Genomic DNA, 20,093 nt, shown 5'->3' on the forward strand with positions numbered 1-20,093 from the left:
CCGCGGACTGCCCGCCGGATCAGGCATGTTGCCCGTCCTGTCCGTTCTGCTCCGCGCCCGGAGCGTCGACGCGGGCCAGTGCCTCGTCGAGGCTCTCCGACACCGGGACCGTGATGCTCACGCCCGTCAGGTCCAGGATCCGCCGCACCGCCGGGGTGGGGGAGATGATGTGCACACTGCCCGGTATGTCGCGGGCCTGCTGGTAGACCCTCAGGATGATGTTCATGCCGGACGAGTCCATGAACGGGACGGACGACAGGTCGAGCAGGAAATGCCGCCGGCCGTGGTGGAGCTGGTTGGCCAGGTGATGCTGGAACTCCGTTGCGGTGTCTACGTCCAAGTAGCCCTCGACCGAGATCAGAGCGACGTCCTCCCGCGGCAGGGTGACCTCGACGGACAAGGGGTTCTGGGCAATGGACACAAGTACCTCCACAAGTTACGGCCAGGGCTGGTTACCCCTGCGGGCGACTTCGATGCACACCGATTCCGTCGGTGCTCCGTGATCAAGATCTCATCGGTCCGGGGGGTGCTGAGCGGCTCCGTTCCCCGCCACGCAACACGTCCCGCAGTTACCGAATCCCATCCTGTGCGCCTTTCCGTCGCCGGTCGTCATCTGCCACCGCGCCCCGCGTTTACCCCCGAATCAACGAGGTATGTCACCCGACCCGGATGCCCACCAGACACGTGTCGTCGTCCGTGTCCGATTTGCTGTAGGTCAGCAACCGGTCCAGCTGCAGGTCGAGTGTCCGGGGAGCCGTGCGCGCCGTGGTCAGCAGCTGCTTCAGCGACTCCTCCACGGAACGGTCCCGACGCTCGATCAGACCGTCGGTGTACATCAACAAGGTGTCCCCGGCCACGAGTTGGACCTCGGCCTCCTCGTACTGCGCCTCCGGTACGGCACCGAGCAGCATGCCCTTGACCAGAGGCAACGGCGTGGCCTCCGCGCCGCGCACCAGCACGGGCGGGAGATGGCCCCCTCGCGCCCAGCGCAGTGTGTGCCGGGCGGGGTCGTACAGTCCGCACACCGCCGTGGCGGTGACGGCGCCGGTGAGGTGGTGCGCCACGATGTTGAGCCAGGACAGCAGTTGGCCCGGCCCGGCGCCGGTGACGGCCAGTCCGCGCAGCGCGTTGCGCAGCACGACCATGCTGGTGGCCGCCTCCATTCCGTGCCCCGCCACGTCGCCGACGCACAGCAGCACCATCCCGGACGGCAGCACGACGGCGTCGTACCAGTCGCCGCCCACGAGTTGCTCCATCTCGGCGGGCCGGTAGCGGACCGCCACCTGCAGGTCGGGGACCTGGAGCGGGGCCTGGGTGGGCGGCATGATGGCGTGCTGCAACTGCAGGGTGAGGCGGTTGCGTTCGGTGGCCTGCTGCTCGGTGTGCGCGAGCTGGTCGCGGGTGGCCGCGAGGGCGACCTCCGTCCAGTGCTGGGCCGAGATGTCCTGGTAGGCCCCGCGGACGGCGAACAGCCGGCCGTCCGTGTCGAGCACCGGCTCGGCGACGACCCGGATGTGCCGGGTCACCCCGTCGGGCCGCTGCAGCCGGAACGCCGTCGACGTGGGACGCCGCTGGTGCAGCACCGTGCGCAGGAACCGGCGGATGGCGTCGGTGTCGTCGGGGTGGGCATGGGCGGTCAGTTCCTCGAGCGGGACCGGCGCGCTCGACGGGGAACGGCCGTACAGATCGAACAGCTGCCCGTTCCAGGTGATCTCGCCGGTCAGCAGGTTCTCCTCGAACCCGCCGATCCGCCCGAGCCGCTGGGCGTTCTGCAACAGGCTCGCCAGCCGCGCGGTCTCGTCCTCGATCCGCCACAGCAGCAGGACGCCGGTTCCGTGCCGGCTGATGCTGATGTCGGCGATCGCCGAGAGCGGGACCTGGTCGACCAGGGCGGTGAGGTTCATCCGGCGCGCACGGAACGGCTCGCCGGTGGCGTAGACCCGCTCGACGCGCTGGAACAGCTCGCTGTCCCCCGCGGCCATCGGGTAGGCCTCCAGCAGCAGGGCCCCGTTGACGACGGCGCGCGGCCGGCCCGCGGGATCGAGGAACCGGCTGTTCACATGCTGGATGCGGAAGTCCACCAGGTGGCCGGAGTCGTCGAGGTGCGGCACGAGGACCAGAGCGGGGTCGTGCAGCCCGTCGGCCAGGTCCATGAGCTCCGCCGCGTCCGGAAGCACGCGGGGCTCCGGTGCGGAGTCGTGGACCGGCGTGTACGTCTCCAGGGTGTGGGCGCACAGCTCCGCCAGGGCCTCCAGCTGACGGACGATCCGCGGCGACTGCGGGGCCAGCGGCTCGGGCCAGGCGATCTCCAGGACGCCGTGCACCCGCCCACCGGTGCCGGCGGGAAGCGCGGCCCGGCCACCGTCCGGATGCTGGTGCCGGCCGATGCTGGGCAGTCCGGTTCGGGCGAGGGACGTGATCCACTGACCGTCGCGCTCGGTCAGGCCGCGCCGCGCCACCGTCGCCACGTCCGGCGGCACATAGCGCCAGCGCGCCGCCTCGACCGAGGAGAACCCGGCGCTGCCCGCCAGGGTCAGGGACCCGTCGGGGCCCGCCGCCCAGATGGCCACGGCCACCGCCCCGAGCGGCTGCAGTGCCTGCTGCAACAGGGAGTCGGCGACGGCCTGGGTGTCGTCCGCGGCCAGCGCACCGCTCTCGGCCGCCCGCAGCCGTACGGCCGCGGGGTCGACGAGCTGTTCCGCGGTCTCGGACGTGCCGGCCAGGAAGGCCTCGGTGACCTCGGACATCTTGTCCCGGGCGGCCTGGTTGATGACCTCGACCGCGAACTCCAGAGGTGTCACCTTGGCCTGCTCGGCCAGCTCCGCGAGCTGTCGGGCGGCCTGCGTGGGACCGCACTGCAGACGTTCGACCAGGATGCCCTTGGCCAGTTCGATCAGAGCACGCCCCTCGGCCTCCGCCTGGGCCGCCCGCACCTCGCGGCGCAACCGCTCGACGGTCGCGGCCAGCCTGCCCACCGGCGAGGCGGAGGGAACGGGCCCGCCGTCGGGCTCCGGGTCGGGGCAAGCCGGGGGCGAGGCGGACGCGAGGCCCCCCGCGTCGCCGTGAGCCTGCGGCTGGTCGGAGCTCGGCGGCCTCATACGGGCAACCAGCTTCGGACACAGGCCATCAGGTCCTGGGTGTCGACGGGCTTGGTGACGTAGTCGCTGGCCCCCGAGGCGAGGGACTTCTCGCGGTCGCCGGGCATGGCCTTCGCGGTGACCGCGATGATGGGCAGGTCCGCGTACTGCGGCATTCTGCGGATCTCCGCCGTGGCCGTGTACCCGTCCATCTCGGGCATCATCACGTCCATCAGCACGAGGGCCACGTCCGGGTTGTCGAGCAGCGCCTCGATGCCCTTGCGGCCGTTGTCCGCGTGCAGCACCCGGAAGCCGTGCAGTTCGAGGATCCCGCTGAGCGCGAAGAGGTTGCGCGCGTCGTCGTCGACGACGAGCACCGTACGGCCGGCGAACGACTCGTCGACCGGCTGTGGTGTGACCGGTTGCGGGTCCTCGGGGCGCACCAGTGAGAGCACGTCTCCGGGTTCCTCCGCCGACAGGTGCAGCGCGATGCGTTCCCGCAGCTCGTCCAGGCTGGACAGGAACTCCAGCGACCCGCCCTGCGCGCGCGAGCGCAGCGACTCCTCCAGGGCGAGGTCGGCGCGGTGACCGCTGTGCACCAGCACCGGGACGCTCGCCAGCGCGGAGTCGCCCCGCAGGGCCTCCAGGAACCGGGAGGCCTCACCGTCCGGCATGCCCAGTTCGAGGACGACGCAGTGGCACGGCTCGTCGGCCAGGGCGCCCGCTGCCTCCTGGGCGCCGACGGCGGTGATGACGTCCACCGCCGCCCCGGGGCCGTTTCCGCCGCGGCCGTGGGCCACGTCGGCGACCACGCTCTCGGCGACCAGGGTCAGCAGTCCGCGAGCGCGTTCCTCCACCACCAGCAGACGGCGCCGCCGCTGCCCGGCCCCGACCGGCAGGCCGATCGCCGTCGGACGGCTTCCCACGGCGTCGAGGGCGAACGCCATGTCCGCCGCCGTCTCGGGGGGCAGGCCGCTGCTCAGCAGTTCCCCGAAGTCGGGACGGGCCACCGGCAGGAACAGCGTGAAGGTGCTGCCCTGGTCGGGTGTGCTGTCCACGGTGACCGCCCCGCCGAGCAGATGGGCGATCTCCCGGGTGATGGACAGGCCGAGCCCGGTGCCTCCGTACTTGCGGCTCGTCGTGCCGTCCGCCTGTTGGAAGGCCCCGAAGATCGTCTCCAGTTGCTGCTCGGGGATGCCGATCCCGGTGTCCTTCACGCGGAAGGCCACGATGGTGCTGCTGCGCAGCACGCCCTGCGGTACCTCTTCGTCGGAGGCGGGTTCGATACGCAGTTCCACGCTGCCCTGTTCGGTGAACTTGACCGCGTTGGACAGCAGGTTGCGCAGCACCTGGCGCAGGCGGGACTCGTCGGTCAGCAGGTCGGCCGGGGCGCCGGGGGCCGTGGTCACCGTGAAGTCCAGGCTCTTCTGCGTCGTCATCGGCCGGAAGGTGGCCTCCACGTAGTCGATGAGCTGGCGCAGTGACACGACCTCCGGTGCGACGTCCATCTTTCCGGCCTCGACCTTCGACAGGTCGAGGATGTCGTTGATCAGCTGGAGCAGGTCCGACCCCGCGGAGTGGATGATGCCCGCGTACTCGACCTGCTTCGGGGTGAGGTTGCGCGAGGGGTTCTGGGCGAGCAGCTGGGCGAGGATCAGCAGACTGTTGAGCGGGGTGCGCAGCTCGTGGCTCATGTTCGCCAGGAACTCCGACTTGTACTTGGAGGCCAGCGACAACTGCTGGGCGCGGGCCTCCAGTTCCTGCCGGGCCTGTTCGATCTGGAGGTTCTTCGCCTCGATGTCGCGGTTCTGCGCGACCAGCAGCGAGGCCTTCTCCTCCAGCTCCTCGTTGGAGTGCTGCAGCTCCTCCTGCTGTGCCTGCAACTCGGCGGACCGGGCCTGGAGTTCGGCCGTCAGGCGCTGTGACTCGCCCAGCAGCTCATCGGTCCGGGCGTTGGCCACGATGGTGTTCAGGTTGACGCCGATGGTCTCCATCAGCTGTTCCAGGAAGTCCTGGTGGATCTGGGTGAAGGCGGTGACCGAGGCCAGCTCGATCACGCCGAGGACCTGGCCCTCCACCACGATGGGCAGCAGCACGAGCGCGCTGGGCACCACCTGACCGAGCCCCGAGGAGATGGTGACGTAGTCGGACGGCAGTTCGTCCACCGTGATGGTGCGTCGGCTGCGCGCCGCCTGGCCGACCAGGGTGCGTCCGAAGGCGATCCGGGTGGGCCGGCTGTCGTCGTCGGGACGGCCGTAGGAGCCGACCAACCGCAGTTCGGGGCCGTCGTCACCGTCCTCGGCGAGGTAGAAGGCGCCGTACTGGGCCGAGACCAGCGGCACCAGCTCGTCCATGATCAGCTCGGCCACGACGGGCAGGTCGCGGTGTCCCTGCATCAGGCCGGAGATCCGGGCGAGGTTCGTCTTGAGCCAGTCCTGCTCCTGGTTGGCCCGGGTGGTCTCGCGCAGGGAGCCGACCATGGAGTTGATGTTGTCCTTGAGCTCGGCGACCTCACCGGACGCCTCCACCGTGATCGAGCGCGTCAGGTCGCCCTCGGCGACCGCGCTCGCCACCTCGGCGATCGCGCGTACCTGCCGGGTCAGGTTGCCGGCGAGTTCGTTCACGTTCTCGGTGAGGCGCTTCCAGGTGCCCGAGACGCCCTCGACCTCGGCCTGGCCGCCGAGCCGCCCCTCGGTGCCGACCTCGCGGGCGACGCGGGTCACCTCGTCGGCGAAGGCGGAGAGCTGGTCGACCATCGTGTTGATCGTCGTCTTGAGTTCGAGGATCTCGCCGCGGGCGTCGACGTCGATCTTCTTCGACAGGTCGCCCTTGGCCACCGCGGTCGTCACCAGCGCGATGTTGCGCACCTGACCGGTGAGGTTGTTCGCCATCGAGTTGACGTTGTCGGTCAGGTCCTTCCAGGTGCCGGCCACGTTCGGCACATGGGCCTGGCCGCCGAGCCGCCCTTCGGTGCCGACCTCGCGGGCGACGCGGGTGACCTCGTCGGCGAACGCGGACAGGGTGTCGACCATGGTGTTGATGACGTCGGCCAGGGCCGCCACCTCGCCCTTGGCCTCGACCGTGATCTTCTGCGACAGATCGCCCCGGGCCACCGCGGTGGCGACCTGGGCGATCGAACGGACCTGGCCGGTCAGGTTCGACGCCATGACGTTGACGTTGTCCGTGAGGTCCTTCCAGGTGCCCGAGACACCCCGGACCTGGGCCTGACCGCCGAGGTTTCCGGCCGTGCCGACCTCGCGGGCGACGCGGGTGACCTCGTCGGCGAAGGCGGAGAGCTGGTCGACCATCGTGTTGATGGTGTTCTTGAGTTCGAGGATCTCGCCGCGGGCGTCGACGGTGATCTTCTGCGAGAGATCGCCCTTGGCCACGGCGGTCGCCACCTGGGCGACGTTGCGCACCTGGGAGGTGAGGTTGCCGGCCATGAAGTTCACCGAGTCGGTCAGGTCCCGCCAGGTGCCCTTGACGCCCTTGACGTCGGCCTGGCCGCCGAGCCGTCCCTCGGTACCGACCTCGCGGGCGACGCGGGTGACCTCGTCGGCGAAGGCGGAGAGCTGGTCGACCATCGTGTTGATGGTGTTCTTGAGTTCGAGGATCTCGCCGCGGGCGTCGACGGTGATCTTCTGCGAGAGATCGCCCTTGGCCACGGCGGTCGCCACCTGGGCGACGTTGCGCACCTGGGAGGTGAGGTTGCCGGCCATGAAGTTCACCGAGTCGGTCAGGTCCCGCCAGGTGCCCTTGACGCCCTTGACGTCGGCCTGGCCGCCGAGCCGTCCCTCGGTACCGACCTCGCGGGCGACGCGGGTGACCTCGTCGGCGAAGGCGGAGAGCTGGTCGACCATCGTGTTGATGGTGTTCTTGAGTTCGAGGATCTCGCCGCGGGCGTCGACGGTGATCTTCTGCGAGAGATCGCCCTTGGCCACGGCGGTCGCCACCTGGGCGACGTTGCGCACCTGGGAGGTGAGGTTGCCGGCCATGAAGTTCACCGAGTCGGTCAGGTCCCGCCAGGTGCCCTTGACGCCCTTGACGTCGGCCTGGCCGCCGAGCCGTCCCTCGGTACCGACCTCGCGGGCGACGCGGGTGACCTCGTCGGCGAAGGCGGAGAGCTGGTCGACCATCGTGTTGATGGTGTTCTTGAGTTCGAGGATCTCGCCGCGGGCGTCGACGGTGATCTTCTGCGAGAGATCGCCCTGGGCGACGGCCGTCGTCACCTGGGCGATGTTGCGGACCTGGCCGGTCAGATTGCCGGCCATGCCGTTCACCGAGTCGGTCAGGTCCCGCCAGACGCCGGCGACCCCCGGCACCTGCGCCTGTCCGCCGAGCCGTCCCTCGCTGCCGACCTCGCGGGCGACGCGGGTGACCTCGTCGGCGAAGGCGGAGAGCTGGTCGACCATCGTGTTGACGGTCTCCTTCAGCTGCAGGATCTCGCCCCGGGCGGGGACGTCGATCTTCTGTGAGAGGTCACCCTTGGCCACCGCCGTGGCCACCTGCGCGATGTCGCGCACCTGGGTCGTCAGGTTGCCCGCCATGGCATTCACGGAGTCGGTGAGATCGGCCCAGGTGCCCGAGACGCCCGGGACCTCGGCCTGCCCGCCGAGCGTGCCCTCGGTGCCGACCTCGCGGGCCACGCGTGTGACCTCGGAGGTGAACACGGACAGCTGGTCGACCATGCCGTTGAAGACGGTGGCGATGTCACCCAGGAGGCCTTGTCCGTCGTCCGGCAGGCGGGTGCCGAAGTCGCCGTCCCGTACGGCCGTCAGCCCGGCCAGGAGCTGCCGCAGCTCGTGGTCCCCCGGGACCGCATCGCTGACCTCGATCGTGTTGCTGGTCATGCGTACCCTCGTTCCGCTCCCCAAGAGTCCCCGGTTACGAGGACTCGGAACCAAAGCCGGGCCGGGTGGCCCTCGCAAGTCGTGCGTGCATTTCCGCAGTTCACGGATCTGCGTGATGAGAAAGACGACGTAGGCTAACCCAGCTGCCGAGTGCCGGACAAAGCGTCGCGCGAACTTGTGCCCGGGGTACGGAAAACAGCCGGAGTGCGCGCATGCGCGCACTCGGCAGGGGTACTGGGAGTGGTTTCTTCCGCTGCCCGTGAAGGTGCTCGGCGGTTGGGGCGTGCTGTTCAGAATGCGAACGCCGTCGGCGGGTAACTGCTGCTGTGGAACCTGCGGCCGCACCTGGATCCGCGGGCTCATGACAAGACATCGGCGCGGGGAGGAAGGAGCGGTGTGGCCATCGACGGAATCTGGTCGTACGCACCGGACAGCGGTCATGTGGAGGGACAGGAGCTCACGGGTTACACCGTGGCGGCGACCGACGGCACGATCGGCCATGTGGACCGGCAGGCCGACCACTTCGGGATGCGGCACCTCGTCGTCGACACCGGCGTCTGGGTCTTCGGCCGGAGTGTCCTGGTTCCGGTCGGCGTGATGACGGGCGTCGACAGCGAGAGCCGGACGATAACGCTGTCGTGCACGAGGAGCGCGGTGAAGGCGGCGCCCCGGTTCCGCACGGACAGCGAGACCATGGACCGGGCGTATCTGGCGAGCGTGGGCGAGTACTACCATCGGCTGCCGCCGAGCGAGACGCCCACCACCTGAGCGGGGACGCCGAAAGCGCTGGTCGCCGACGTCGAACCGACCGGCGGCGGCCACACGGACTCCGCCGGGGTGTACGGGCCCACACAGATGGGGAAAGGCTGATCGAGGTGACAGGAACGGCGGGGTTCTCCGTACTGGCCGGGGCCGGCGGAGTCGCGACGGAGGGTCCCCGGGCAGTGACGCGGTCGTGACGGCGGCGGAGCAGGGGACCCGGACGTCGCCCCCGGTGACCACCGCGGCGGCGGCACGCGCTCATGTCCAGACGGTGGTGCGCGAGGAGTGGGGCTCGCAATCCCGCGCCGCTCGGGAGGAGGACGTCATCGACCTGCTCCTCGTCGTCTCGGAGCTCGTCACCAACGCCATCCGGCACGGTGCCGGACTGGCCGGGTTCGACGTCCTGCCCACCCCCCAGGGGATCCGGCTCGCCGTCCACGACAACAGTCAGGTCGTGCCCGACGTCGCGTACGGATCCGGTGCCCTGCCCGTCACGCACCACGGCAACGGGTACGGCTGGCCGCTGATCATTCGCCTCGCCAAGGAGATCGTGATCGAGCCGCGTTCCGGAGGCGGCAAGACGATCAGCGTGTTCGTGCCGCTGCGTGAGGCGTCCGCCTGAGGTCCCGCCCGCGTCGGGCCGGCCTCACCAGGGCAGGAAGACGTGGATCTCCTTGCCGCTCTCGCCGGTGACGACGCTGACCTGGTCGCACAACGTGTGGATCAGGTGCCAGCCGATACCGCCGCCACCGCGGCTGGGATGGAAGGGCCGGGGCGCGGGCGGAGTGGTGTTGGTGTCCTGCATGACCACGTGTACGCCGTCGAAGGTCCGGCGCATGCTCAGTTCGAAGGGACCCGGAGCGTACTGGACCGCGTTGGCGGCCAGCTCCGTGACCACCAGGAGAATGTCGTCCCAGTACTCCGGCGTGGCCGGCGGTGAGGTGCGTGCCAGGTCGTAGAGGAATTTCTCCGCTTCAAGGCGCGCACCTGTCACATTGCGCAGCTCACCCGAGAAGCGGGTGCTGCGGCTCGGCATCTCTTTGGAAGCCAGTGTGTCGTCCCTATGCGGCTCGGCTGCCATCTCGCCTTCCCGGCCCGGCGTCAGCAGGGCTGTAGTGCTTTCCCTTGCTCCCCCTCCGTCTGCAGAGTTCCCAGGCGGACAGAGCTTACGCGCCCGCACACGATCAGACCGGCGGACCGCGTGGGGTCCTCCTGTCTGCCGCCGCGGATCGGGGGCAGAGGGACTTCGTAGGAGGATACGAACGAAGGGGTGACTTGTGCTCGCCATAGCCGCGGCAGTTCTGTTCTTCATCGCGTTCCTGATCAACGCCGCCGAGATCTCGACCAACGACGCCTTCACGTCGACGAACGTCATGTTGCTCGGCCTGATGGTGCTGGCCCTGCATCTCGCGGGCGTGGGCAGTTCCTGGGCGGCCCGCGGTCGACGCCGCTGACCGCCCGACAAGCGGAATCGAGAATTTCGGAATTTCCCTGATGTCACATCAATTAGCCGGTATGTGCGGCATTTTGGAGGGAACTCGCCGGATATCCGAGCACCCGACACCGGGAGAATGTGATGACGAGTTACGGCGGCTCATCTGCCGCGTCCCCCAGGTCACGCACCAACGGTCTGGCCATCGCGAGCCTCATCTGCGGAATCATCGGGCTGATCATCTTCAACGTGATTCTCGGTCCGATAGCGATCGTGCTGGGCGCCGTGGGTATGCGCCAGGCACCGGCCAAGGGCGGGGCGGGAATGGCCAAGGCCGGTATCGTCCTCGGCATCGTCGACCTGGTCATCTTCGCGGCGCTCTTCGCCTTGGCCGCGGCGAACGGCGGCTCCACCTGGTACATCGGCGGCTGACCCGAAGCCCGTGACCGCGATCGAAGGGCGCATGCGCACCATGGCATGCGCCCTTCGGCGTGCGCCGCGCAAGGCGCGCCTGCTCCGTCCCGGACGCACGTGCCCCGCCCCGGACGCACGTCCTCACCGGAACACGTTGTCCGCTTCGTCCCAGCTCGCCGAATCGTCCTGCACGCCCTGCCGCCCCCCGCGCGAGCGCGCCTGGTACATCGCGTCGATCTCGAACGCGTACGCCCGCACGATCAGGTCCCGGCGCAGCTTCATCGACGGCGTCATCAGCCCGCTGGCCAGGTCGAACGGTTCCGGAAGGACCCGGAAGACCCGGATGGACTCCGAGCGCGACACGGCACTGTTGGCCGCCGCCACGGCCCGCGTGATCTCCTCCCGCAGCGCGTTCTCCTCGCGAGCCTCCCGGTTCGGCGCGTCGCTCTGCCAGGCCAGGCCCGCCCGCCAGTGCGCGAGGAACTCCGGGTCCAGCGTGATCAGCGCCCCCACGCAGGGCCGGTTGTCGCCGACGATCACCGCCTGGTGGATGAGCGGGTGCATCCGGAGCCGGTGCTCCAGCGCGGCCGGGGCGACGCTCTTGCCGCTGTTGGTGATGATGACGTCCTTCTTGCGCCCGGTGATCGTCAGATAGCCCTCGGGGTCCAGCCGCCCGATGTCCCCCGTGGCCAGCCAGCCGCCGGGCAGCAGCGCGGCCCGGGTCGCCGCTTCGTCGCTCACGTATCCCTGGAACACCGACGGCCCGCGCACCAGGATCTCCCCGTCGTCGGCCACCCGGATGTCCGTGCCCGGCAGGGCCCGCCCGACGGTGCCGGACTTCTCCCGGCCCAGCGGCTGCATCGTGATCCCGCCGCTGGTCTCCGTGAGCCCGTATCCGTCGTGGACGTAGACGCCGATGCCCTCGTAGAAGAGGCTGAGGTCGCGGTTGAGGGGCGAGCCGCCCGAGGTGGCGCGGCGGGCCCTGCCGCCGAGCGCGCCCCGCAGCTTGCGGTACACCGTGCGCTCGTACAAGGCGTGCTGGAGCCGCAGATCCAGGCCGGGGCCGGGCCCGGCGTCCAGCCGCTGCCGCTCGCACGCCGCGGCGAAGTCGCGTGCCGTCTCGGCCGCCCGCTCGAACAGGGCGCCGCGGCCCGCCTGTTGGGCGGTGCGCAGGAAGGTCTTGTAGATCTTCTCGAAGACCGACGGTACGGCGTAGAAGTAGGTGGGCCGGAAGGAGCGCAGCGCCGTCGACAGCGCCTCCCCGCTCAGGTCGGGTTCATGGGCCATGAGCAGACCGCCGCGCACGCACATGCCCTGGATCATGAGGCCGTACACGTGGGAGAACGGCAGGAACGCGAGGACGGACGCCTGCTGCCCGGGCGGCGCGGCCGTGTGTCCCCAGCCCGCGAGCAGGGTGTCGCAGGGGCTCGCGAGACCGCGGTGACTGAGCGCGCAGCCGAGCGGGTGCCCGGTCGTGCCGGAGGTGTAGGCCACGACGGCGGTGGAATCCGGCAGCACGATGCGGCGCAGCGAGTCGACAGTGGCGAACGGGATGAACTCGCCCCGCTCGGCCAGATCCCGTAGAGCTCCCGCGTCCAGTTGCCAGACGTGACGCAGCCGAGGCAGCGCCGCGCACACGGAACCGACCGTCATCACGCTCTGCTCGTCCTCGACGGCCACGGCCACACAGCCGGCGTCGCGCAGGATCCACTCGACCTGGTCCCGCGAGGACGTCGGATGGATCGGCACCACCTCGGCACCCACCGCCCACAGCGCGTAGCCGAGGACCGTCCACTCGTACCGGGTGGGCGCCATGATCGCCACGCGGTTCCCCGGCGAGATCCCGGAGGCGACCAGCCCCTTGGCCAGATCCACCACCTCGTCCCGCAGTTCCACGGCGGTCACCTCCTCCCAGACGGAGGAGGCGGCGTCGGCGCGACGCGCGATCACCGGCAGGGTGGGGTTGCGGGCCGCCGTCTCGAAGACGCTGTCGGCGAGTCCGCCGGTCAGGGGCTGGGTGGCCGGGGGAGCGAGGGCGAGGTCGCGCATGCGCTGCTCCTGTTGTGTACGGGGTGTGACTCCGCCGACGTGCACGGTTATCTTGCGGTGCTCGAATCTAGCCCAGGTGAGGGCGCTCGGTGCCGGGATCGGAGAACTGGCCGCGGCACCGATGATCTCGGCCCGTTCGGGGGACTCGGACGGCATGAGTCACACGAACCCCGACCCCGATCCCGAACGCACCACCGGCCTGGAACCGGGCGGCGGCGTGCCTCCCGGCGAGACCCCGCCGGCCGAGAGCAGCCTGCCCGAGGCGGGCCCGAGGGAGACGCACAATCCACCCAAGGGATGGGCCAAGGCACCGCTGACGCTGATTCTCGGCCTCGTCATCCTGATCGCGGCGTTCTTCCTGGTGTACGCCATCATCCTCATGCTGTGAGAACAGGCGGTGAGAACAGTTGGTGCGAACAGTTGCTGACGACCGTCGGTGACGAGTGTGGGCGGCCGCCTCACGCCTGGGTGATGTGCACGCACTCGGTGACCACGTCCCTGAGGCTTCCGGTCCGCTCCATCAGCGCGCGCTGCACCCCGGCGCCGCTGCCCAGCCTCAGCAGTTCGGCGCAGGTGTCGCGGGCACGGTCGTAGTCGCCGGTCTCGGTGAGGGCGTCCTTGACGTGGTCCAACAGGGCGCGCACCACCGACGCCGCCGGCATGCGCCGCATGGTCACGGGGTGGAGCAGTTCCTCGGTCAGCCCGGACCTCGCCGCGCGCCAGGCCGCCAGCCGCAGCAGGCTCACGCTGTGGCCCAGCGGGGCCCGGCCCGCCCGCCACTCGCGCGCGACGGTCTCGACGAGAGCGCGGGCCAGGGTGGCGACGAGCACGGCGGTGCCCGAGTGCAGACAGACGTCCGAGACCCGGATCTCCACGGTCGGGTAGCGCCGGGACAGCCGGGCGTCGAAGTAGATCATTCCCTCGTCGAGGATCACGCCGGTGGCCACCATGTCCGCGACCCTGCGGTGGTAGCGCTCGGCCGAACGGAAGGGCTCGGTCGGGCCGGCCGACGGCCACCGCTGCCAGACCCGGCTGCGATAGCTGCTGTAGAGCGTGTCCTTTCCCTGCCAGAACGGGGAGTTGGCGCTCAGCGCGGACAGCACCGTCAGCCAGGGCTGGATCCGATCGATGACGGCGACGCCCTCCTCGTCGGACTCCACGGAAACGTGCACATGACAGCCCATGACGAGCTGTTCCTGGGTGGCGATCCCGTACTGCTCGGCCATCCACTGGTAGCGGCGGCCCACGCCCACGGAGGGGCTGACGGGCAGGGGTGAGGTGGCGAGCGCGGCGACCGTGCAGCCGATCTCCTCGGCGTGCCGAGCGGCCTCCTTGCGGCAGCGGACGATCTCCGCCCTCAGCTCCTCCATGCCCGACTGCGGATGCGTGGCGAACTCGAGCATCTGGTTGTGCAGTTCCTTCTCGAAGACGTCCCTGTCGGCGCCGTCCTGCGCGGCGCGGGCGAGGACCGCGGCGGACAGCGCCTGCGGCTCACCCGTCTCGGGATCGACCAGGAGGAGTTCCTCCTCCACTCCGACGGTGCGCACCTGTATGCAGCCTTTCTCCGGCCCCGCTGCGGCGACGGGGGTGCTCGCTCGTGTACGACCCCGACTGCCCCCTCCGGGGCCGTTCGAACACTTGCCGTCGCCGCGGGACCTCAGCCGGGCTGCGGAACCAGCCACACCGTCGCCAGCGGCGGCAGCGTCAGCCTGAGGACCCCGTCCTCCGGCTTGACCGGGTCGGGCCGGGTGAGGTCGCTGCCGCCGTACCGCGCCGCGTCGGTGTTGAGGGCTTCCTGCCACGCGGGCACGGAGCCGGGCACATGAAGGACGTAGTCGTGGCGGACGACAGGGGAGAAGTTGGAGACCGCGAGCAAAGGGGTGCCCTCGGCGTCGTACCTGACGAACGCGAAGACGTTGTCCTCGGCCGCGTCCCCCACCACCCACCGGAACCCGCCGGGGTCGCTGTCGCGCTGCCACAGGGCGGGGCAGTCGCGGTAGACGGTGTTGAGGTCGCGGACCAGGTCCCGCACCCCGCGGTGGTCCGGCTCCGCGCTGTAGGCGGGGTCGAGCAGCCACCAGTCCGGGCCGTGCGCCTCGGACCATTCGGCGCCCTGGGCGAACTCCTGGCCCATGAAGAGGAGTTGCTTGCCCGGATGGGCCCACATGAACCCCAGGTAGGCGCGGTGGTTGGCACGCTGCTGCCACCAGTCGCCGGGCATCTTCGAGACCAGGGCCTGCTTGCCGTGGACCACCTCGTCGTGGGAGATGGGCAGGACGTAGTTCTCGCTGTACGCGTACATCATCGAGAAGGTCATCTCGTTGTGGTGGTACTTGCGGTGGACGGGCTCGTGGCTGATGTAGCCGAGCGAGTCGTGCATCCAGCCCATGTTCCACTTCAGGCCGAAACCCAGACCGCCGCTGTCGGTGGGCCGGGTCACCCCGCCCCAGGCCGTGGACTCCTCGGCGATCGTCACCACGCCGGGCGCCCGCCGGTACACGGTCGCGTTCATCTCCTGGAGGAACGCCATCGCGTCCAGGTCCTCGCGGCCCCCGTACACGTTGGGCGACCACTGTCCCGAGTCGCGGGAGTAGTCGAGGTAGAGCATCGAGGCGACGGCGTCCACGCGCAGGCCGTCGATGTGGAACTCCTCGCACCAGTACACCGCGTTGGCGACGAGGAAGTTGCGCACCTCGACCCGCCCGAAGTCGAACTCGTACGTGCCCCAGTCCGGGTGCTCCGCCCGCCGGTCGTCTCCCGGCTCGTACAGCGGGTCCCCGTCGAAGCGGGCCAGCGCCCAGTCGTCCTTCGGGAAGTGCGCCGGCACCCAGTCCATGATCACGCCGATGCCCGCCCGGTGCAGGGCGTCGACCAGGTACCTGAAGTCGTCCGGTGTGCCGAGTCGTGCCATCGGCGCGTAGAAGCCGGTGACCTGGTAGCCCCAGGAGCCGCTGAAGGGGTGCTGCGCGACCGGCATCAGCTCCACGTGGGTGAAGCCGAGGTCCTTGACATACGCCGGGAGTTCGTCCGCCAGCTGACGGTACGTCAACCCTGCTCGCCAGGACGGCAGATGGACCTCGTACACCGAGAACGGGGCCTCGTGCACGGGCAGGTCACCGCGCCGGGCCATCCACTCCCGGTCGCCCCACTCGTACTGCGAGGAGGTCACGATGGACGCCGTGTCGGGCGGCACCTCGCTGCGCCGGGCCATCGGGTCGGCCTTGAGGAACCGGCCGCCGTAGCGGGAGGTGATCTCGAACTTGTACCGCGTGCCCTCGGCGATGCCCGGCAGGAACAGCTCCCACACACCGGACGCGCCGAGCGACCGCATCGGGAAGGCCTGTCCGTCCCAGAAGGTGAACTCCCCGGCGACCCGCACCCCCTGGGCGTTGGGTGCCCAGACCGTGAACCGGGTGCCGGCCACGCCCTCATGCGTCATCGGCTCGGCGCCGAGCGCCTTCCACAGCTGCTCGTGCCGCCCCTCACGGATGAGGTGCAGGTCGGTCTCGCCGAGAGCGGGCAGGAAGCGGTACGGGTCGTGCACCTCCTGCTCCCCATCGGCGTACGCCACCAGCAGCGTGTACGCGGGAATCGTGTCGAGCGGCAGTACGCCGGAGAAGAGCCCGTCGCCCTCCGAGGCGAGCGGGCTGCGCTCGCCGTCGACCACGACGCTCACCGAACGGGCGAACGGACGCAGCGCCCGGAACACGATCCCGTCCGGCGCCGGGTGGGCGCCCAGCAGCGCGTGCGGGTCGTGGTGGGCGCCCGACAGCAGGCGCCCACGGTCGGCGGGGTCGAGCGGTGGGGCCGCACCGCACCGGGCAGGTCCGGAGTGCTCGGGCAGCGAAGGATCGTCGCGCAGGGCCACGGGTCAGTCTCCTCTCACGGCGAGACGCTCGATCGCCGCCATGGGTACAGGGAGCCAGTCCGGTCGGTGCCTGGCTTCGTAAAGGACTTCGTACACAGCTCGGTCCGTCTCGTAGGCACGCAACAGGCCGTGCTTCTTGCGCGGGTCCCATCCGGCGCGGGACGCGTAGCCCGCGCAGAACGCTTCCCGACAACGGCGCGCCCACTCCGGACGCCAGGGGCGGCGCTGCCGGGCGGCGTAGTCGAAGGAACGCAGCATCCCGGCGATGTCCCGCACCGGGGAGTGGGCGCTGCGCCGTTCGGCGAGCGGACGGGACGGTTCGCCCTCGAAGTCGATGACGAACCACTCGCGCCCCGCCCGCAGCACCTGCCCCAGGTGGAGGTCGCCGTGGATGCGCTGGGCCGGTGGTCCGGCATCGCAGGTGGCGAGGGCGCCGAAGGCGGCCCGCAGTCCGGGCACGAACGGCTTGAGCGCCGGCACGCAGTGCGCGGCGGAGTCGAGCCGCTCGGTCATCGCCGCCGCCGTACGGCCGCTCTCGCTGTGCGTGCCGGCCGGGAAGGCCGAGGCCAGCGCGAGGTGCACCTCCGCCGTGGCCTGCCCCAGCTCGTGCGCCTGCGCGGTGAAGTCGTCACCGCGGGCGAGGGCGCGCAGCGCCAGCGTCCAGCCGTCGGACGCGTCCCGCAGATACGGCTGGAGCACGCCCAGCGTCGCCTCCTGCGGATGCGCCGTCCGGAACCAGGCCACCGGCGCGGGCACCCGGCGGCAGCCCTGCCCGGCCAGCGCGCCCGGCACTTCCAGGTCCGGGTTGACGCCGGGCTGGATGCGCCGGAAGAGCTTCAGGATGAACTCGTCGCCGTACACCAGGGAGGAGTTGGACTGCTCGGCGTCCAGCAGCCGCGGTGGCAGCCCGGCGGGCACCGGCACGGACGGGTCGCATTCGAAGCGCAGGGGACCGGACGTCCCCGGGTGCCGCAGCCGCTCCAGGAGCAGCTGCGCCGAACGGGGGTCGTGCAGCGCGTCGTACACCGTCATCCCGGCGAACGGCCCCTGTTCCGCACGGCCGATGAGTGCCCGCCCGAGCCGCGGCGACCGATGCTGTCGTACGCCCAGCAGCAGCTGGTAGCAGTCACCGGCCGGGGCGCCGCCGCCGGGGGCCGGCACGGGCGCGTGACTGGTCTGCACCAGCAGGTGCAGACAGCCCGGGAACAGCTCGGTCATCGACAGCAGAGTCAGGTCCGTGACGGGCCGGTCCTTGCCCGCGAACCAGCGCTGCCTGGGCAGCCACTCGCGCAGCAGGCCGCCGAGCGAGACCATCGGGTCGGCGACGACCATACGTCTGGGGCGGAGGAATGCGGTCTTCGGCATGGTGACGCGTCCTTTCGTCGGCACACGCTCAAAGTCGTCGACCGATGCGGGATGCGACTCGGGAGAGCCGGAACCAGTAGAAGCCGTGTCCGCCGAGGGTCAGCAGGTACGGCAGTTCACCGATGGCCGGGAAGCGGACCCCGCCGAACAGTTCGACCGGGTGTCGCCCTTCGAACTCACGCAGATCGAGTTCCGTCGGCTGCGCGAACCGGGCGAAGTTGTTCACGCACAGGACGAGGTCGTCCTCGTACTCCCGCAGAAACGCCAGCACCGCCGGATTGGAGGACTGGAGCTCGGTGAAGGAGCCGAGGCCGAAGGCCGGGTTCTGCTTGCGGATCTCGATCATGCGGCGGGTCCAGTGCAGCAGCGAGGACGGGGACGCCATCGACGCCTCGACGTTGGTGACCTGATGGCCGTAGACCGGGTCCATGATCGTGGGGAGGTATAGGCGGCCGGGGTCGGCCGTGGAGAAGCCGGCGTTGCGGTCCGGGGTCCACTGCATCGGCGTGCGTACGGCGTCCCGGTCGCCGAGCCAGATGTTGTCGCCCATGCCGATCTCGTCGCCGTAGTAGAGGATCGGCGAGCCCGGGAGGGACAGCAGCAGCGCGGTGAACAGCTCGATCGTGTCGCGGTCGTTGTCCAGCAGCGGGGCGAGACGGCGGCGGATGCCGATGTTGGCGCGCATGCGGGGGTCCTTGGCGTATTCCGCCCACATGTAGTCGCGCTCTTCGTCGGTGACCATTTCGAGGGTGAGCTCGTCGTGGTTGCGCAGGAAGATGCCCCACTGGCAGTTCGAGGGGATGGCCGGGGTCTTGGCGAGGATTTCCGAGACGGGATACCTCGATTCCCTGCGCACCGCCATGAAGATGCGTGGCATGACCGGGAAATGAAAGGCCATGTGGCATTCGTCGCCGCCGCTCTGGTAGTCGCCGAAGTAGTCGACGACGTNTTCGAGGGGATGGCCGGGGTCTTGGCGAGGATTTCCGAGACGGGATACCTCGATTCCCTGCGCACCGCCATGAAGATGCGTGGCATGACCGGGAAATGAAAGGCCATGTGGCATTCGTCGCCGCCGCTCTGGTAGTCGCCGAAGTAGTCGACGACGTCCTCCGGCCACTGGTTCGCCTCCGCCAGCAGCACCGTGTCCGGATACATGGCGTCGATCTCGCGGCGTACCCGCTTCAGGAACTCGTGCGCGGCGGGCAGGTTCTCGCAGTTGGTGCCCTCCTGTGCGTACAGGTAGGGCACGGCGTCGAGCCGGAACCCGTCGATGCCCAGATCCAGCCAGAAGCGCAGGGCGGCCAGGATCTCCTCCTGCACCGCCGGGTTCTCGTAGTTGAGGTCGGGCTGGTGGGAGAAGAAGCGGTGGAAGAAGTACTGCTCCCGCACCGGGTCGAAGGTCCAGTTCGACACCTCGGTGTCGACGAAGATGATCCGGGCGTCCGGGTACTGCTTGTCGTCGTCGGCCCACATGTAGAAGTCGCCGTACGGCCCGTCCGGGTTCGAGCGTGACTCCTGGAACCACGGGTGCTGGTCGCTGGTGTGGTTCATGACGAAGTCGATGATCACGCGCATGCCGCGCTGGTGGGCGGCGTCGACGAACTCCACGAAGTCGGCGAGGTCGCCGAACTCCGGCAGGACCGCGGTGTAGTCCGAGACGTCGTAACCGCCGTCCCGCAGAGGTGACTTGAAGAACGGCGGCAGCCACAGACAGTCGACGCCGAGCCACTGCAGATAGTCGAGCTTGGCCGTGAGGCCCCTGAGGTCGCCCACACCGTCGCCGTCGCTGTCCTGGAAGGAGCGGACGAGGACCTCGTAGAAGACGGCGCGCTTGAACCATTCGGGATCCCGGTCCTTGGCCGGGGTGTCCTCGAAGGTGTCGTGGACGGGCTCGTTGACGGTCATGAGGCGGGGGACCCTCCGATCTGCGGCGTGGCGGACGACCGTTGGACATGGAACACGTGTGCGGGCGCCCGACCGGGATCCAGCCGCACGTAGTTGTTCCTGCCCCAGCGGTAGGTCTCGCCCGCCAGTTCGTCGTGGACGGACAGGGACTCGTGCCAATCCAGGCCGAGCTGCGGCATGTCCAACGAGACCGTGGCCTCCTGGGATCGGTGCGGGTCGAGGTTGACCACCACCAGAACCATGTCCGAATCCGTGCGCTTGCTGTACGCGATCACCGCGTCGTTGTCGGTCGGGTGGAAGTGGAGATCGCGCAGCTGCCGCAGGGCGGGGTGTGCGCGGCGGATCGTGTTGAGCTGGGTGATCAGCGGGGT

General features: G+C 69.9%; 14 protein-coding genes and 2 pseudogenes. 5 read left to right on the forward strand and 11 right to left on the reverse strand.

Annotated elements, in window-relative coordinates; all coding sequences use genetic code 11:
• Window positions 1-19: 19 nt before the first annotated feature.
• From ACWBNA_RS13620 to ACWBNA_RS13630, 3 genes are all read right to left on the reverse strand, one after another.
• Window positions 20-421 (reverse strand): STAS domain-containing protein, encoded by a 402-nt coding sequence (locus ACWBNA_RS13620; protein WP_482704589.1) that lies wholly within the window; start codon window positions 419-421, stop codon window positions 20-22.
• 235 nt (window positions 422-656) lie between these two features.
• On the reverse strand, window positions 657-3,098 hold the full coding sequence (locus tag ACWBNA_RS13625; RefSeq protein ID WP_482704590.1) for a SpoIIE family protein phosphatase: 2,442 nt from the start codon (window positions 3,096-3,098) through the stop codon (window positions 657-659).
• Complete coding sequence (locus tag ACWBNA_RS13630) at window positions 3,095-7,927, reverse strand: HAMP domain-containing protein (protein WP_482704591.1); 4,833 nt, start codon at window positions 7,925-7,927, stop codon at window positions 3,095-3,097. The genes ACWBNA_RS13625 and ACWBNA_RS13630 overlap by 4 nt, the downstream gene beginning before the upstream one ends.
• 396 nt (window positions 7,928-8,323) lie before the next feature.
• Between ACWBNA_RS13630 and ACWBNA_RS13635 the strand changes: the two genes are divergently transcribed.
• Window positions 8,324-8,695, forward strand: coding sequence for a PRC-barrel domain containing protein (locus tag ACWBNA_RS13635; protein WP_482704592.1), 372 nt, complete (start codon window positions 8,324-8,326; stop codon window positions 8,693-8,695).
• A gap of 226 nt (window positions 8,696-8,921) precedes the next feature.
• Window positions 8,922-9,311 carry an ATP-binding protein gene (locus ACWBNA_RS13640; RefSeq protein ID WP_482704593.1) on the forward strand — a complete coding sequence of 130 codons (390 nt, stop codon included), beginning with the start codon at window positions 8,922-8,924 and terminating at the stop codon, window positions 9,309-9,311.
• 24 nt (window positions 9,312-9,335) lie between these two features.
• Here the strand turns inward: ACWBNA_RS13640 and ACWBNA_RS13645 are convergent, their stop codons facing one another.
• A complete protein-coding gene (locus ACWBNA_RS13645) occupies window positions 9,336-9,770 on the reverse strand; it encodes an ATP-binding protein (protein ID WP_482704594.1) in 435 nt (144 codons plus the stop codon).
• A 196-nt stretch (window positions 9,771-9,966) separates the two neighbouring features.
• Here ACWBNA_RS13645 and ACWBNA_RS13650 point away from each other — a divergent pair, with 196 nt between their 5' ends.
• A complete protein-coding gene (locus ACWBNA_RS13650; RefSeq protein ID WP_482704595.1) occupies window positions 9,967-10,143 on the forward strand; it encodes a hypothetical protein in 177 nt (58 codons plus the stop codon).
• Window positions 10,144-10,265: 122 nt separating this feature from the next.
• On the forward strand, window positions 10,266-10,553 hold the full coding sequence (locus ACWBNA_RS13655; RefSeq protein ID WP_482704596.1) for a DUF4190 domain-containing protein: 288 nt from the start codon (window positions 10,266-10,268) through the stop codon (window positions 10,551-10,553).
• A 123-nt stretch (window positions 10,554-10,676) separates the two neighbouring features.
• Here ACWBNA_RS13655 and ACWBNA_RS13660 read toward each other — a convergent pair whose 3' ends face one another.
• Window positions 10,677-12,584, reverse strand: a complete 1,908-nt coding sequence (locus ACWBNA_RS13660; RefSeq protein WP_482704597.1) for an AMP-dependent synthetase/ligase — start codon at window positions 12,582-12,584, stop codon at window positions 10,677-10,679.
• A 154-nt stretch (window positions 12,585-12,738) separates the two neighbouring features.
• Here ACWBNA_RS13660 and ACWBNA_RS13665 point away from each other — a divergent pair, with 154 nt between their 5' ends.
• The gene (locus tag ACWBNA_RS13665; RefSeq protein ID WP_482704598.1) at window positions 12,739-12,972 is read left to right on the forward strand and encodes a DUF6480 family protein; all 234 of its coding nucleotides are present in this window, start codon (window positions 12,739-12,741) and stop codon (window positions 12,970-12,972) included.
• 70 nt (window positions 12,973-13,042) lie between these two features.
• Here the strand turns inward: ACWBNA_RS13665 and ACWBNA_RS13670 are convergent, their stop codons facing one another.
• The 6 genes and pseudogenes from ACWBNA_RS13670 to ACWBNA_RS13695 form a co-directional block, all read right to left on the reverse strand.
• Window positions 13,043-14,131, reverse strand: coding sequence for a glutamate--cysteine ligase 2 (locus ACWBNA_RS13670; protein ID WP_482704599.1), 1,089 nt, complete (start codon window positions 14,129-14,131; stop codon window positions 13,043-13,045).
• A 110-nt stretch (window positions 14,132-14,241) separates the two neighbouring features.
• On the reverse strand, window positions 14,242-16,452 hold the full coding sequence (gene glgB, locus ACWBNA_RS13675) for a 1,4-alpha-glucan branching enzyme (RefSeq protein WP_482704600.1): 2,211 nt from the start codon (window positions 16,450-16,452) through the stop codon (window positions 14,242-14,244).
• 3 nt (window positions 16,453-16,455) lie between these two features.
• A complete protein-coding gene (locus ACWBNA_RS13680; RefSeq protein WP_482704601.1) occupies window positions 16,456-17,817 on the reverse strand; it encodes a maltokinase N-terminal cap-like domain-containing protein in 1,362 nt (453 codons plus the stop codon).
• Window positions 17,818-17,845: 28 nt separating this feature from the next.
• Window positions 17,846-18,625 (reverse strand): annotated as a pseudogene (locus tag ACWBNA_RS13685) (alpha-glucosidase C-terminal domain-containing protein); the annotation flags it as partial.
• A 155-nt stretch (window positions 18,626-18,780) separates the two neighbouring features.
• Window positions 18,781-19,722: pseudogene (locus ACWBNA_RS13690) on the reverse strand (alpha-amylase family glycosyl hydrolase); the annotation flags it as partial.
• Window positions 19,719-20,093, reverse strand: a 375-nt coding sequence (locus ACWBNA_RS13695; RefSeq protein ID WP_482704602.1) for an alpha amylase C-terminal domain-containing protein, incomplete at its 5' end; no start/stop codon positions are given. The gene ACWBNA_RS13695 and the pseudogene ACWBNA_RS13690, both read right to left, overlap by 4 nt.

It is taken from the genome of Streptomyces sp. Q2, assembly GCF_056820935.1.

Excerpts from the sequence above, each read along its gene's own strand:
- ACWBNA_RS13665 (WP_482704598.1), top strand. The coding sequence starts at position 12,739 with ATGAGTCACACGAACCCCGACCCCGATCCCGAACGCACCACCGGCCTG.
- ACWBNA_RS13625 (WP_482704590.1), bottom strand. The coding sequence starts at position 3,098 with ATGAGGCCGCCGAGCTCCGACCAGCCGCAGGCTCACGGCGACGCGGGG.
- ACWBNA_RS13645 (WP_482704594.1), bottom strand. The coding sequence starts at position 9,770 with ATGGCAGCCGAGCCGCATAGGGACGACACACTGGCTTCCAAAGAGATG.
- ACWBNA_RS13630 (WP_482704591.1), bottom strand. The coding sequence starts at position 7,927 with ATGACCAGCAACACGATCGAGGTCAGCGATGCGGTCCCGGGGGACCAC.
- ACWBNA_RS13660 (WP_482704597.1), bottom strand. The coding sequence starts at position 12,584 with ATGCGCGACCTCGCCCTCGCTCCCCCGGCCACCCAGCCCCTGACCGGC.
- ACWBNA_RS13680 (WP_482704601.1), bottom strand. The coding sequence starts at position 17,817 with ATGCCGAAGACCGCATTCCTCCGCCCCAGACGTATGGTCGTCGCCGAC.
- ACWBNA_RS13655 (WP_482704596.1), top strand. The coding sequence starts at position 10,266 with ATGACGAGTTACGGCGGCTCATCTGCCGCGTCCCCCAGGTCACGCACC.